General features: G+C 41.8%; 13 protein-coding genes. 12 read left to right on the top strand and 1 reads right to left on the bottom strand.

Translation table 11 applies throughout. The annotated features are described in order from the left end of the window. Positions 1-175: 175 nt before the first annotated feature. Together ACLTWA_RS05555 and ACLTWA_RS05550 are read left to right on the top strand one after the other, a co-directional pair. Complete coding sequence (locus ACLTWA_RS05555) at positions 176-1,951, top strand: methyl-accepting chemotaxis protein (protein ID WP_412326586.1); 1,776 nt, start codon at positions 176-178, stop codon at positions 1,949-1,951. Between the two features lie 274 nt (positions 1,952-2,225). Beyond that, a complete protein-coding gene (locus ACLTWA_RS05550; protein ID WP_412326585.1) occupies positions 2,226-3,365 on the top strand; it encodes a diguanylate cyclase in 1,140 nt (379 codons plus the stop codon). Positions 3,366-3,519: 154 nt separating this feature from the next. Here the strand turns inward: ACLTWA_RS05550 and ACLTWA_RS05545 are convergent, their stop codons facing one another. After that, a complete protein-coding gene (locus ACLTWA_RS05545; RefSeq protein ID WP_412326584.1) occupies positions 3,520-4,155 on the bottom strand; it encodes a superoxide dismutase in 636 nt (211 codons plus the stop codon). A gap of 383 nt (positions 4,156-4,538) precedes the next feature. On the opposite strand from ACLTWA_RS05545, the gene ACLTWA_RS05540 reads away from it, so the two are divergent. The 10 genes from ACLTWA_RS05540 to ACLTWA_RS05495 all read left to right on the top strand — a co-directional run bounded on the left by ACLTWA_RS05540 (position 4,539) and on the right by ACLTWA_RS05495 (position 15,215). Next, positions 4,539-5,564 (top strand): sulfate ABC transporter substrate-binding protein, encoded by a 1,026-nt coding sequence (locus tag ACLTWA_RS05540; protein WP_412326583.1) that lies wholly within the window; start codon positions 4,539-4,541, stop codon positions 5,562-5,564. Between the two features lie 42 nt (positions 5,565-5,606). Further along, entirely contained in the window at positions 5,607-6,461 is an 855-nt protein-coding gene (gene cysT, locus ACLTWA_RS05535) for a sulfate ABC transporter permease subunit CysT (protein ID WP_412326581.1), read from the top strand. 10 nt (positions 6,462-6,471) lie between these two features. Continuing rightward, positions 6,472-7,329 (top strand): sulfate ABC transporter permease, encoded by an 858-nt coding sequence (locus tag ACLTWA_RS05530; RefSeq protein ID WP_412326580.1) that lies wholly within the window; start codon positions 6,472-6,474, stop codon positions 7,327-7,329. A gap of 23 nt (positions 7,330-7,352) precedes the next feature. Next, a complete protein-coding gene (locus ACLTWA_RS05525; protein WP_412326579.1) occupies positions 7,353-8,417 on the top strand; it encodes a sulfate/molybdate ABC transporter ATP-binding protein in 1,065 nt (354 codons plus the stop codon). 32 nt (positions 8,418-8,449) lie between these two features. Further along, entirely contained in the window at positions 8,450-10,135 is a 1,686-nt protein-coding gene (locus ACLTWA_RS05520) for an adenylyl-sulfate reductase subunit alpha (RefSeq protein WP_412326578.1), read from the top strand. Continuing rightward, complete coding sequence (locus tag ACLTWA_RS05515) at positions 10,119-10,430, top strand: indolepyruvate ferredoxin oxidoreductase subunit alpha (protein ID WP_412326577.1); 312 nt, start codon at positions 10,119-10,121, stop codon at positions 10,428-10,430. The genes ACLTWA_RS05520 and ACLTWA_RS05515 overlap by 17 nt, the downstream gene beginning before the upstream one ends. An 11-nt stretch (positions 10,431-10,441) precedes the next feature. Then, a complete protein-coding gene (gene cysD / locus ACLTWA_RS05510) occupies positions 10,442-11,344 on the top strand; it encodes a sulfate adenylyltransferase subunit CysD (RefSeq protein ID WP_412326575.1) in 903 nt (300 codons plus the stop codon). Continuing rightward, positions 11,344-13,035 carry a sulfate adenylyltransferase subunit 1 gene (locus tag ACLTWA_RS05505; RefSeq protein ID WP_412326573.1) on the top strand — a complete coding sequence of 564 codons (1,692 nt, stop codon included), beginning with the start codon at positions 11,344-11,346 and terminating at the stop codon, positions 13,033-13,035. Before cysD ends, ACLTWA_RS05505 begins: the two co-directional genes overlap by 1 nt. Positions 13,036-13,132: 97 nt before the next feature. Further along, a complete protein-coding gene (locus tag ACLTWA_RS05500; protein WP_412326572.1) occupies positions 13,133-13,666 on the top strand; it encodes a CDP-alcohol phosphatidyltransferase family protein in 534 nt (177 codons plus the stop codon). Between the two features lie 163 nt (positions 13,667-13,829). After that, on the top strand, positions 13,830-15,215 hold the full coding sequence (locus ACLTWA_RS05495; RefSeq protein ID WP_412326571.1) for an efflux RND transporter periplasmic adaptor subunit: 1,386 nt from the start codon (positions 13,830-13,832) through the stop codon (positions 15,213-15,215). Positions 15,216-15,223 lie beyond the last annotated feature (8 nt).

Genomic DNA, 15,223 nt, shown 5'->3' with positions numbered 1-15,223 from the left:
CCATAATGGCATAGAAAAAAGAGTAAATAACGGATATAGCCCCCTTAATAGTCGAAAATATAGTGAAAACTATAAAAATATGTAGAAGTATGAAAAAATATTACAAAAATTGACAAATTATGAGAATAAGTGTATTATAAAAAATATAAATAAAACATAAATCGAGGTGGAGAGTATGAAAAATTTATCTATATCTAAAAAACTTACGTTATCTTTTTCGACAATTTTGATTCTTTTCGTTATTACCGTAGTAATTTCGGTTTTTACAGGGCAGCATACAATAACAGCATCTTTTGATCAGTTTGTTTCAAGTCCATATACGGTCACGAATTCCGTAAATAATATGCGAACACAGCTTCAGGGCATACAGAAAGATATGTCATACATCTTAATTGACGATGCGTCCAACCGTCAGACCTGGTTGGACGATATGGATAAAAGGGCAGTGGATTTTAATGCATTGATTACCAAGATTGAGCCGCTTTTGATGTCTGATAAGGGAGTTGAACTGGTTAGTGAAATAAAGGATGAATGGGCCAGGCTGGAACCTGTTAGAGAAAAGTATCGGACAGCTTTGAACGATAATGATACCGGGGCTGCAAAGACAATATTAATAAATGAATATTATCCTGCTTCTTTAACTCTGGTAGACCTTACCAAGCAGCTTATTGATGCGGCTGATGAATTAGCCACTAATTATTACAGCAGTGCCCAAACGATGGCTCAGACTGTGTTTATTATTTCGATTATTCTTTTTACAATATCTCTGATTTTAGGAATTATATTATGTCTTTATATTATACAATCCATTGCAAAACCTTTAAAGGAAATTGAGATGGCCTCAATTATGCTGGCAGATGGTAATTTTAATACAAATATTACATATGAATCAAAGGATGAGTTTGGAATTGTAGCGGATAGTTTTCGAACAGTCATTGAAACCTTGAGGGTTTATATCTTTGATATCTCTGAAAAACTGGGTGAAATAGCAAAAGGAAATTTAGATTTAACGGTTGAAACAAATTATAAAAATGATTTTTTGCCTATAAAAAAATCACTTGAAAATATTATTGCATCCCAGAGTGCTGCATTTTCACAAATTGCCATTTCAGCAGACCAGGTGAATTCAGGAGCAGAGCAGATGTCATCATCGGCTCAGATTCTGGCTTCAGGAGCTACGGAACAGGCTGCCACCGTGGAAGAACTGAATGCTTCCATTGCAAGCGTGACGGAACAGGCAGAGCAAAATGTAAAATTTGTTGAAGTTGCGAGTAATTACGTGCTTGATGCAGAAAGCGGCATACACAACAGCAATGAATATATGCGAAGATTGAATTCCGCAATGAAGGAAATCGGAGAATCCTCTGCGAAAATATCAAGCATTACAAAAGTCATTGAAGATATTGCATTTCAAACCAATATTCTTGCATTAAATGCAGCGGTAGAATCTGCAAGGGCCGGAGAAGCAGGCAAGGGATTTGCCGTTGTGGCTGATGAAGTTCGTAATCTGGCTGCAAAATCAGCTGAAGCTGCAAAACAAACCTCTGATTTAATACAGACTTCTGTTTCAAACGTTTCGGAAGGAGAAAAAATTGCAATTGAGACAGGTAAAGTGCTACAAGAGGTAGCGGATAAAGCACTTCGAGCTGTAGATGCAATTAAAAAGATTGAGGAATCATCGACTGCTCAATCTTTATCAATTGAGGAAATTAATCAGGGGTTATCACAGGTTTCAGCTGTCGTTCAGTCCAATGCGGCCACCGCCGAGGAAACTTCAGCTTCCAGCGAAGAACTTTCTGCTCAGGCTAACACACTGAAAGAAGAAATCAGTAAATTTAAACGAAAAGACATGGGGGTAAGAGAAGAAGCTGGTACAAGGATTGAATTAAATAAAATAAAAAGTGATGACGTTTTTGAATCAGATACTACAAGCCAATCTGGTAAGTATTGATGAGTAAAAAACAGGCATATTAGATAGAAGATATCTGGTATGCCTGTTTTTTTGTGTGGCATGATTGGACATAGAAAAAATATATTTATATGGGGTAGGGCGTGTATGATATTGTTGAAGGGATTACGGGCCTTGTTATTTTAGGGGGATTGAGTCCATAACATAGGAAATGGAATAACGAATATTGAGATATATCATTGCTAAATAATTGCACATAAGATAAAATGACAATATCAAAATATTTGCAAGTATATTCGATTACAAGGGGGCATTTATGAATAAGGATAGTAAATTAAGCCCGATACAGGCTGCTATAGGGCCGATGAAGTGGTGTCAATATATCGTAAAAGCTGGCTATTTAACCGTTGGAGCTATGACGATCGCTCATGTCGTGTGGTACTTTGCCGCGAGAAAAATTCTTGCGTGGCCGGCTGAAATATATTTATGGCATTATATTATTTATCCTACCATTGGACTTCTTTCTTTAACCGTAATCGTGGATCTGCTTATTCAGTCCAGCCGTCTCCCTTTAATTGCAAAGGAATATATGTCATTGCTGTTGTTTTTTCTTTTTTCTTTTTATTTATGCTTAACTCACAGGATTGCTGCAGTTTTGCTTGGTTCTTTTTCTTTGACGATTTTTGCTTCCTGTATTTTTGCCAATATCCGTATCACCCGCTGGTCCTTTTTCATGAGCAGTCTTGCATTGCTGCTTACCGGCGGAAAGATATATAGTGAGGGGAATTTAGACAAAGATATGATTATGGAACTATTTGTTGCATTTTGTATCTTGCTATGTTCCTATTTTCTGGCTAAGGCTTTAATTCGCAGCGGACATGATAATTTAATGGCGCTTATGCAATATCAAAACCAGCAAAAGAGTATGGAAGAACAATTAAAGCTTGATCCCTTCACAGGACTTTATAATAAAAAAACCTTTGATGAATGGCTTCCCCAATTGATGGAAGGGTGCAGGAAGTCTAATATATGTCTTTCATTGGCAATCATAGATGTGGACAAGTTTAAACACGTGAATGATGTCTATGGACACACGGAAGGAGACAGGGTATTGCTTCATTTGGCACATATTCTAAATAGCAACAGCAACGACAATATTCTTGCTTTTCGGATTGGCGGAGATGAGTTTGCTATTATTTTTAAAGGCTATTGTGTAAAAGAAGCATATAAGATTTGCGAAGGCCTGCGTTCCATAATGGATATTTCGTTAGTCAATGATATAAATAAATTACAAGTGACTTTTAGCTGCGGTTTGGCATGTATGAATCTTAACCATACCAGCCCCATGGAACTTTTAAAGGCAGCGGATTCAGCATTGTATACAGCTAAAAAAAAGGATTATATAAAAGTGGTGACTTATGAAGGGGCTGTAGAATGTGTTAAGCAGGAGAGATGATTTTCCGGTTTGTTACCAATGAACAGCAACAGAAGAGAGCTTTTGGAAGTTAAAGATAATTATAGCGTTTGAATAAGACAATATAAAAGTAAAGGGGCTGTTTCAAATTGACTGCTTTTTGTCATTGAACAAGGCCCCTTACGTTACACCAGTATCAATTACGGCCGGAGATATACCCCTGATACAACTGGTTTGCACGGCACCAGTCTACGACCTGGAACCAGTCATCAATATAGGCAGACCTCTCGTTATAATGTTTTAGATAATATGCATGTTCCCACACATCAATATTGATGATGGGGCAGAGATTTTTTACGATGGGAGTGTTTTGATTTGCAGAAGTAACAAATTTAAGCTTCCAGTTATTATCCATGACCAGCCAGGCATATCCAGAACCGAATACGGATAATGCTGCTTCTTTAAATTCCTCGTAAAAGTCTTCAATGGAACCAAAATCATTGATAATGGCAGGGTAGAGCATTCCTGCAATGCGCCGCGACTCTAAATCGGACATTCCGTTAAAATAAAAGATATGGTTGTAGACACCACCTGCATTGTTTATGATGGATTGGCAGATACATTCCGGCAGACAGTCTGCTTTGCAGATCAGCTTCTCCAGGGACCAGTCCTGCAGATCTGGCCAGTCTTTTAATATATCATTTAAATTATTCACATAAGTCTGTAAGTGCCTGTCATGATGAAGACACATGGTTTGTGTATCAATATATGGCTCCAGCGCATCGTATGCATAGGGCAGCGGTGGGTTTACAAAAGGGTAATGCTCGTTCATAGAATAGACCTGTTTTTACATTTTGGTATATATTATTCCTGGAAATCAGATGTGTGTTGGTAAAATATAAAGATGTTCTGGAAAATTCAATCCTGCATCAATGAGTTTTTGAAAGACATATGAAACCGTAAGGTGCTGTTACCTGAAAAAAAGGTGGCAGCACTTATTTATTTTAATTCCGTTAAAATTTACCACAAAAGTGTTGACATTCCAGTAAAATCCTAATAACATATATAATTAATATGTATATATGTTAGGGGGTGGCAATATATATAAGAGAAGTCAGCAGATTTTCAGGTAAAGCTGCTTGATCTAAAGTGAGAATAGGCAATGTTTTCACATTTTATGTATATTTGTGCAAATGCACGCAAAAGGAGGAAATGATGAGAAAGTTTAAGAAAAGGTTGTTCTTATTCCTGGTACCTGCTGTGGTGCTTGGTTTGGCAGGGTGTGCGAAGCCAACCGGGAAAGATACTTCCGGAACCATCACCATTACGAATGTTTCCTACGACCCTACCAGGGAATTCTATGTTGCCTACAATGCACTGTTTGAAAAATATTATTCGGAAAAGACAGGAAAGCAGGTGGAAGTTGTCCAGTCTCATGGAGGTTCCGGTGGTCAGGCAAGATCAGTCATTGAAGGAGCCAAAGCAGATGTGGTGACCCTGGCCCTGGCCCATGATATTACACTGATTGAAAAAGCAGGGCTTATAAAGCCGGGCTGGATCGAGGAATTTAAAGGGAACTCTTCTCCCTATACTTCCAGCATTGTTTTTCTGGTCAGGAAGGGGAATGAAAAGGGGATCAAGGATTGGGATGATCTGATCCGGGACGGCGTATCCGTGATTACACCGGATCCGAAAAGCAGCGGAGGTGCCTGCTGGAACTTTTTAGCGGCCTGGTATTATGCAGAAAACCAGTTTGAGGATCAGGAAGATCAAATGAAGGATTTTATGGCAAAGCTTTATAATAACGTAACAGTTATGGACTCAGGTGCCCGGGGAGCCACTACCACCTTTGTAGAGAATGGCCAGGGAGATGTTTTGGTTGCCTGGGAGAATGAAGCGATTATGACTGTAGAAGAATACCCTGATGAGTATGAAATCGTTTCCCCAAGCCTCAGCATTTTGGCGGAGCCAAGTGTAGCGATTGTAGATGAAAATGCAGATAAGAATAATACTCAGGATTTAGCAAAAGAATATCTGGATTATCTTTATACCGATGAAGCTCAGAGAATGATCGGGGAATACGGATACCGGCCATCGAATCAGACCATATTGAAGGAATTTTCTGATAAGTTTGATTTAAATATGAAACTATGCACCATCGATGATTTTGGCGGCTGGGATGCGGTATATGATAAATTTTTTGTTGACGGTGGCGTGTTTGATGAGATTTATGGAAATTAGAACGAAATTCTATAAGCAGAAGGAACTTGAATGGAGATGGGTATGACAAAACGTATCATAAAGAAACACCGAAAAAAAGACAGAGTGATTCCGGGCTTTGGACTTTCCCTGGGAATCACACTCATGATGCTTTCCCTAATTATTTTACTGCCGTTACTATCTGTCCTTGTTTTTTCCCTGAAACTTTCGCCTGAAGAATTCTTTCGGCTGATCACAAAGGAGAATGTGATCCATGCTTTTTTGACCAGTATTACCAGTGCTTTGATTGCAGCGGTCGTCAACTGTTTTTTTGGAATGATTCTTGCATGGGTGCTGGTGAGATATGATTTTCCGGGAAAGCGGATCATGGATGGGCTTATTGAATTGCCCTTTGCTCTGCCTACCGCAGTAGCCGGAATTACGCTGTCAAAGCTGTATTCGGATACGGGTATGATTGGGAAACCGTTGAATGAGCTGGGCTTAAAAGTCTCGTATACAAAGACCGGGCTTGTAATCGCCCTTATCTTCATCGGAATTCCTTTTGTGGTCAGAGCCATTCAGCCGGTGTTGGAAAAGCTGGACGGTCAATACGAAGAAGCAGCCTACATATTGGGAGCAGGGAAAATAAGAACGTTTTTTAAGGTCATATTACCGGAATTAAAACCGGCCTTACTGACTGGTTTTGGTTTGGCTTTTGCCAGAGGGATCGGTGAATACGGAAGTGTGATTTACATATCGGGCAACAGCGCAAAGGAACAGACACAGGTGATTTCCTATGTGATCATGCAAAAACTCAATTATGTGGATTACGCCAGTGCCACTGCAATTGCGCTGGTCATGCTGATTATATCTTTTGCCATATTGCTTTTCGTAAACATGATTCAGATCTGCCAGTCCAGGCGTACCAATTTTATTTAGGAGGCTTTTCATGGAAAACAGCAGAAAGAAAAAAAATAAAATAGTTCCGGTCGTTTTAATAACCATAAGTGTTTTGTTCCTTGGACTGATGCTGGTATTGCCGTTGATATCCGTAATCATCAATTCTTTCAGTGAGGGCTTTCATTTTTACTTCATCTCTCTGCGGACGGAATATGCAATATCTGCATTAAAAGTAACATTGCTGGCAACGGTCATTGCAGTTTTGGTTAATACCTTCTTTGGTATTATGGCAGCATGGGCGATTACCAAGTTTTCTTTTAAAGGAAAGCAGGTGCTGTCTGCACTGATCGATGTTCCTTTTTCCATATCACCGGTCATCGCAGGTCTGGCTTTTCTCATGACCTTTGGCCGTTTAGGCTGGGCAGGAACTTATATCAACCGGATCAATGATTTCCTTGGAACCAATATACAGATCGTTTTTGCTGTACCGGGAGTGGTGCTTGCAACCATATTTGTAACCTTTCCCTTTGTTTCCAGAGAAATCATCCCGGTCCTCAATGCGGAGGGAAAGGATGAAGAGGAGGCGGCGGCTCTTATGGGAGCAGGAGGCTTTACCATCTTCCGGAAAATCACATTTCCCCACATAAAATGGGCACTGCTGTATGGGATCATCCTGTGTACGGCACGGGCGCTGGGGGAATTTGGGGCAGTCAATGCATTATCAAAAACAAGAGGTGAGACCTTTACCCTGCCCCTGGAAATCGATGCACTTTATCTGTCTGGTTCCAGTGATTCTATTACAGCGGCATTTGCAGTATCTTCAATTCTGGTAATCATCGCGGTAATTGTCATTATCGCCAGAAATATCGTGGAATATCAGGCAAAAAAGAAACTTAAAAATGTCTGAGGGTGTGAGAAAAGGAGGGATTTATGTACGTTGAATTGAAACACATTGATAAGACCTACGGCGAATACCAGGCTTCGGAAAATATCAATATTGGAATTGAAAAAGGAAAGCTGGTGGCTCTTCTTGGACCAAGCGGCAGCGGAAAAACCACCATACTTCGTATGATCGCAGGACTTGAGACTCCGGATTTTGGAGACATCATCATTGACGGGAAAAGAGTTAATGATATCTCTCCGGCGGAAAGAGGGATCGGGTTTGTATTTCAAAACTATGCACTGTTCCGTTATATGACGGTTTACGAAAATCTGGCCTTTGGACTTGAAATTAAAAAGGTTCCTAAAAAGCAGATTCGGGAAAGAATTTCAGAACTGATGAAATTGACCGGATTGACCGGTCTGGAAAAAAGATATCCCAATCAATTGTCGGGAGGACAGAGACAGAGGGTGGCATTTGCCAGAGCGCTTGCCCCAGATCCCAGCCTTCTTTTGCTTGATGAGCCTTTTGCAGCCATTGATGCAAAGGTGCGTGCAGAGCTTCGGTGCTGGCTGCGTGAGATGATTCACAAAGTAGGGATCACCAGCATCTTTGTCACCCATGACCAGGATGAGGCGGTGGAGGTGGCGGATGAGATTATTATCACCAATAAGGGGCGTATTGAACAGGCGTCCTCCCCCATTGAGATCTATAAAAATCCCGCAACGCCTTTTGTGGCAGAGTTCATCGGACAGTCCTCAAAGGTGAAAGAGTATTATAAGCTGAAAGGCTTTGAAAAGGGAGATTATAAGGGGGCGATTATCCGGCCGGAGTTTGTGGAGAGCTTTAAAAGTGATAACATAAAGTTTAAGGATGTTATTAATTATTCCGAAGAAGGAGTCATTGAAGACATTTCTTTCCGGGGAAATTGTCTTGAAGTGAAGTTGAGAGTGGGAGATATGATACTTACCACCCACCGGTCTCTGGAACGGAGACCGATTGAAATAGGAGAACGGATGCACGTCATCGTGTACCGGATGTATGCGTATGATAATGAAAGGGCGTATCTGTTAGAAAATTCAGAACTGGAAGGAAAGGAACTGGTAACCTTTTAACAGACAGCGCCTGGGAAGGTTTGGTAAATAAAATGTATAGAAAACTGGGTCATACCGTCATTACAACGGATGTTCTTATTATAGGCGGAGGGACTGCCGGATGTTTTGCGGCTCTTACCTTAAGTGAGAATTCAGACTTTTCCGTTGTGATAGCAGAAAAGGCAAATATAAAAAGAAGCGGTTGTCTTGCGGCAGGGGTCAATGCCATCAACGCTTATATCGTGAAAGGCAGAACGCCCCAGGACTATGTGGATTACGCAACAAAAGATGCAGCAGGCATCGTCCGAAAGGATCTTCTGCTTACGGCAGCAGAACGTTTTAATTCTGTAACAGAAAAGATGGAGCGGCTTGGTCTTGTCATTTTAAAAGATGAGCAGGGGAATTATGCTGCAAGAGGAAACCGCAACATAAAAATCAATGGAGAGAACTTTAAGCCTTTGCTGGCAAAAGCCGTAGAGGAAGCTTCCAATGTAACTGTGTTGAACCGGGTAAATATTACAGATTTACTGGTGGAGGAGAACCAGATCAAAGGAGCCATTGGTTTTAGCATCGCAGAGGAACGTGTCTATGAAATCAGAGCCCGGGCGGTGATCGTGGCAACGGGAGGAGCTGCCGGACTTTATAAGCCCAATAATCCGGGATTTTCCCGTCATAAAATGTGGTATCCCCCATTTAACACAGGGGCCGGATATGCCATGGGGATTCTGGCAGGTGCGGAAATGACCACCTTTGAGATGCGCTTTATTGCTTTAAGATGTAAGGATACCATCGCCCCCACCGGCACCATCGCCCAGGGAGTGGGAGCAAAGCAGGTCAATTCCCACGGCCAGGTCTATGAAGATAAGTACGGTATTACCACCAGCGAACGGGTATACGGTACGGTCAGGGAAAACCAGTTGGGAAACGGTCCCTGTTATTTACAGACCAGTGTTATGGGAAAAGAAAAGGATGAAGAACTGTTAAAAGCCTATTTGAATATGGCGCCCAGCCAGACCTTAAAATGGCTGGAGAGCGGAAAAAATCCAAGTGAGCAGGATGTGGAGATCACAGGAACCGAACCCTATATTGTGGGAGGCCATACGGCAAGCGGTTATTGGGTGAATACAAAAAGAGAGACAACTATTAAAGGCCTGTATGCAGCAGGTGATGTAGCCGGCGGCTGTCCCCAGAAATATGTGACCGGTGCCCTTGCAGAAGGGGAGATCGCAGCTCTTGACATTATAAGCAGACTGCATAAGAATACGGACCTATCGGTAAACACTGGATTTATAGATTCCAAGATTCTTGAATACGAGGAAATCTTAAACCGGGATCATTCTGCATTTTCTGCTGAGGAGCTTGAGGAAGCCATGCAGAAGGTGATGGATGAGTACGCAGGAGGAATCTCTGTTCTTTACCAGTTTAATGAAAAGCAGCTTTCTTTAGCAGATGAAAAAATAAACCAGATTATGGACCTTGCGAAAGATTTAAAGGCAGGGGATATGCATGAGCTTATGTTTGTTTATGAGCTTAGGGAACGGCTGACCGTATGCAAATCGGTGATCGCCCATCTGCGTCACCGGAAGGAAACCAGATGGCATTCCTTTAATGAGAACCTGGATTACCCGGATACTGACCGTAATTACTTCAAATATGTCAATTCCAGGCTTGTAGACGGAGCATTGAAGATGATCGAAAGAGACATTGTTAAGGAGACAGAATATGAGCATAAGGATTGATCCGAAAAAATGTGTAGGCTGTTTGAAGTGCATCAATGTCTGCCCGGGCAGTCTGATTGAAGAGAAGGAAAAAAAGGCATACATCAAATACCCAAAGGACTGCTGGGGCTGTGTATCTTGTGTAAAGGAATGCAGATTTTCAGCCATTGATTTTTACCTGGGAGCAGATATCGGCGGCAATGGGAGCACCATGAATGTCTTATATGAAGGTGATATTCTTCACTGGAACATAAAAAGAAATGACGGAACAGTAACGACCATTGATGTAGACAGCAAAGATTCAAACAAATATTAGGAGAAATGATTATGAGTGGATTATCCCATCTGGATGAGTTAGAAGCAGAAGCAATATATATTATAAGGGAGGTAGCGGCACAATGCGAGAATCCGGTCATGCTTTATTCCATTGGCAAGGACAGTTCGGTTATGCTGCATCTGGCAATGAAGGCATTTTATCCGGAGAAGCCTCCTTTTCCTTTTCTTCATGTAAATACCACATGGAAGTTTAAGGAGATGATTGAATTCCGGGACAGAACGGCAAAAGAGCTTGGAATTGAAATGATTGAGTACATAAACGAAGAGGGAGTGGCAAAGGGAATCAATCCGTTTGATCATGGCTCCTCCTATACGGATATTATGAAAACACAGGCCTTAAAGCAGGCACTTAATAAATATGGATTTACGGCTGCTTTTGGCGGCGGAAGGCGCGATGAGGAAAAAAGCCGTGCAAAGGAACGGATTTTTTCATTCCGGAATGCGTCTCATGCCTGGGACCCGAAAAATCAGAGACCTGAGATGTGGAAATTATATAATACTGAAATAAACAAAGGAGAGAGCATCCGTGTCTTTCCAATTTCCAACTGGACAGAAAAGGATATCTGGCAGTACATAAAGCAGGAAAATATTCCAATCGTTCCCCTCTACTTTGCGGCAGAAAGACCAGTTGTATACCGGGACGGCAATATTATCATGGTAGATGATGACCGGATGAAGCTGAAACCGGGTGAGATCCCGGAAATGAAGAAAGTCCGCTTCCGAACCCTGGGCTGTTATCCTCTGTCCGGTGGTATCTTATCCGAAGCGTCCACTTTGGATGAAATCATAGAAGAAACTTTAAGTTCTGTTGAATCAGAAAGGACCAGCCGTGTCATTGACAAGGACGGCGGTGCGGCCAGTATGGAAAAGAGAAAGAGAGAAGGGTATTTCTAATGAATGGATTGCTTAAATTTATCACTTGCGGCAGTGTAGACGACGGAAAATCAACACTGATCGGACATATTCTTTATGATTCCAAGCTGCTATACGCAGATCAGGAAAAGGCTCTGCTGCTTGACAGCAAGGTAGGATCACGGGGCGGAGCGATTGATTACTCCCTTCTTTTAGACGGTCTTATGGCAGAAAGGGAACAGGGGATTACCATTGATGTGGCTTACCGCTATTTTACAACGGACAAAAGAAGCTTTATCGTGGCTGATACCCCCGGACATGAAGAATATACAAGAAATATGGCCGTTGGAGCGTCTTTTGCCCAGCTGGCAATTATATTAGTGGATGCCACACAGGGCGTTCTGGTCCAGACAAGACGCCACTCAAGGATCTGTTCCTTAATGGGGATCAATCATTTTGTTTTTGCAGTGAATAAAATGGATCTGGTGGATTATAAAGAAGAGAGGTTCCTGGAAATAAAGAAAGATATTCTGGAGCTGGCAGAGGAATTATCCCTAAAGAACATTAAAATCATTCCTGTCAGCGCTACGGAAGGTGACAATGTAACAAAAAAGTCCGAACATATGAATTGGTACAAGGAAGAGATTCTAATGACACATTTAGAAACTGTAGATGTTTCAGAATGTAACGAGTGCACGGATTTTTATATGCCGGTACAGAGAGTATGCCGCCCAAGTCATGTTTTCAGAGGCTTTCAGGGACAGATCGAGTCAGGAAGCGTAACGATCGGTCAGAAATTGTATTCTCTTCCGGGCAATGAGAGCGCTACGGTAGTACGGATCCTGGTTGGGGATAAGGACCGGACCGAGGCAGCCGCAGGCCAGGCGGTCACTCTCCAGCTTGACCGGGAAATGGATGTGAGCCGGGGCTGCGTCCTGACGGACAACAAAACACTTCCGGTTGGAAAAAACATTCAGGCTACCATACTGTGGATGGATGATGAGCCCTTAAGTGCAGGAAAGGATTATCTTGTAAAACTGGGAACCAAAATGATCCCTGCCATTATTAACCGGATCGTGTATAAGATCGATGTGAACTCCGGTGAACATCTCCATACCAATAAGGTGGCTAAAAATGAGATCATTCTATGTGAGATCGAATTTGCAGAGAAGATAGTGACGGATGAATTTAAAAAGCATAAGACCCTTGGAGAACTGATCATGATCGACCGGGTCAGCCATATGACTTCTGCCTGCGGTGTGGTTGAACAGGTGGATACCCAGAATGAGAAGCCTTATTTTGAAAAAGGTTCCATTCGGGCAGGAGGGTATATTTTCGAGGAATTCTATTTTAATATTGAAAATGCATTTTTATCAAAAATAAAAACAAAAGACAAAACATTTCATGTGGGCGACCCCGTTCCCACAAAAGGAGACAGCTTCAATTATCCGGATTACTTTGATATCATTGTAGTGGAAGACAAAGCTGCAATCCTTATTAGGAATGCAGAGATTGCGGATATTATTGATTTGAAGGATTATGAATATGCCGGTCTGCCCATACTGGATGAAAGAGGATTTGCCCTGGATGTAAAATCCAAAGCCGATTTCAATAACTTCTTAAATGAATATAACCATATTGAGAAGGAAAGCAGGGTAGCGTTTGTGAATAAGTGGTCAAGATTTGAAGTCTATCGGAGTATTGTATGCAATGATAATTTCTGGATGATATAAAATTTCATATGAATATAAAGCTTCCTATATCTGCTATCAGACGATATAATAGATTAGGAAGCTTTTTATTTTGCTGTATTTTCTCAAAGAGGTGCTTATGAATAAGAATATACCAAATATATTATCTGTTATAAGAATCGTGTTCTCCTTTCTGCTTCTGCTGACGCAGCCTTTTTCCCCTGTTTTTTTTATGCTGTATCTGATCTGCGGAATCAGTGATGGACTGGATGGCTTTTTTGCAAGGAAATATCAGTTAAGCAGTGAGCTGGGGGAAGTATTGGACAGCGTTGGAGATTTTTTCATGGTTGTAATCGTGCTGTATTTGTTATATCCTTATCTTAATGTAAAGAGTCATATTCTTTACTGGATCCTGTTGATTATGGTTATCCGGATAAGTGCTCTGGCTGTTGCTTTTATAAAGTACCGTACATTGGCCTTTTTGCATACTTATGCCAATAAAGCTACCGGCTTTTTACTATTCTGTTATCCTATATTTCATATGGCTGCAGGACCGGAACTTACTGCGGAAGGGCTGTGCCTGATCGCAACCGCATCAGCGGTGGAGGAACTGCTCATTCAGCTGAAATCCAAAGAATTGGACCGCAATGTTATTTCTATATTTAAGTTATAATGGTCGGAACCTTCTTTGGAATTATAAAAGAGAGGGTGTTTTTTTCGGCTTAGTTTAAAAAATATAAAAATTTAGAAAATTATAAGAAATTCATACTTAAATTTCTTGTGTTCACCCGTTATAATTAAAAAAAGCGGTCGCATTAACCAGGAGGGAAAAAGAAATGAATATATTTGAGCGAAAAGGCAAAGAAAGCCACGGAATGCTGGAAGCGGAAGCACTGGCAGAACCAATGCCCGATGAAGTATTTGACCAGGAACTGCAGAATCTGATGAAAGAGGAAAGCAGCGGAAATAAAAAAAAGAAGGCAAGAAAAAAATGGAGCAAAAAAAGAAAGATCATTACCATTGGAGTGGCAGCTTTCTTTGGACTCTTCCTTGTTTTTAAAGTATCAGGAGGAGGTGGTGGAGCTATGATGGTTACGGTATCCCCTCTGAAAAAGGGAGAAGTGGTAGAGGAACTTTCGGTCAGCGGACCGGTTCAGGGAACAGATAGTGTGGAGGTAGTTTCCAATCTTCACGCGGAAATACTGGAACTTCCCGTGAAGGAAGGGGACCGTGTGGAAAAAGGCCAGGTACTGGCTGTCTTAGATGATAAAGATGTGAAAAAAGAACTGGATATCGCTCAGAATGCCTATGAATCAGCGGTCAGCACTTATCAGGATAAACAGCTCGAGGCAGAAAACGGATATGCCAAGGCAAAGCAGGATTACGAGACAGCAAAAGCAAATTATAACCGGACTCTGACTCTGTTTCAGGCCGGAAGTGCTTCCCAGGTAGAATTAGAGACGGCATCCAATGCCATGGATGATGCGAAGCGTCAGATGAGTACATACACACTAAAAGATGGAAGACCTGTTGCCAATGAATCCTATGCCCTTCAGATCGAAAAAGAGGCATTTGAAGTGGAACAGAAAAAAGAGGCACTTACGAATACAAAGGTTACTAGCCCGATTGCCGGAACGGTTGTCCGTGTAAACTGCAAAGTCGGACGTTTTGCCGATAAGACCGATGATGACAAACCCATGTTCATTATCAACAATCTGGATGTACTGGAGATGAAGATCAATGTCAGCGAATACTCGATCGGAAAGGTGGCGATCGGCCAGCCGGTGGAAATCAGTGCTGACATCTTAAACGGAGAAACCGTAAAAGGAGAAGTCACTTCCATCTCTCCTACTGGTGAAGAAAAAGGCAGCGGTTCTACAGAACGTGTCATTCCTACCACCATAAGGATCATCGACCAGAACAGCCGCCTGATCGCCGGAATTACGGCAAAGGCCAGGATCGAACTTAACAAGGCAGAAAACGTATGGGTCGTTCCGTTTTCTACCGTGATCCAGAAGCCTGACGGAACCATGGCCATTGCAGCGGTGGAGGAGAATAAGGTGAAGATGATTCCTGTAACGACAGGAGTGGAAAGTGACATTGAAACAGAAATCATACCGGTAGAAGAAGGTGCCCTGAAAGAAGGGATGCAGGTGATCGATACTCCTTCTGATCTGTTAAGGGATGGAATGGCGGTGGTGATTGCTCCGTCCGCTCAGTAAAGGGGGAG

The sequence above is a fragment of the Lacrimispora sp. genome (assembly GCF_046972725.1).
In the GTDB taxonomy this organism is placed as follows: domain Bacteria; phylum Bacillota; class Clostridia; order Lachnospirales; family Lachnospiraceae; genus Lacrimispora.
The sequence above is the reverse complement of the archived record's forward strand: the minus strand, read 5'-3'. Positions and strand labels throughout refer to the sequence as shown.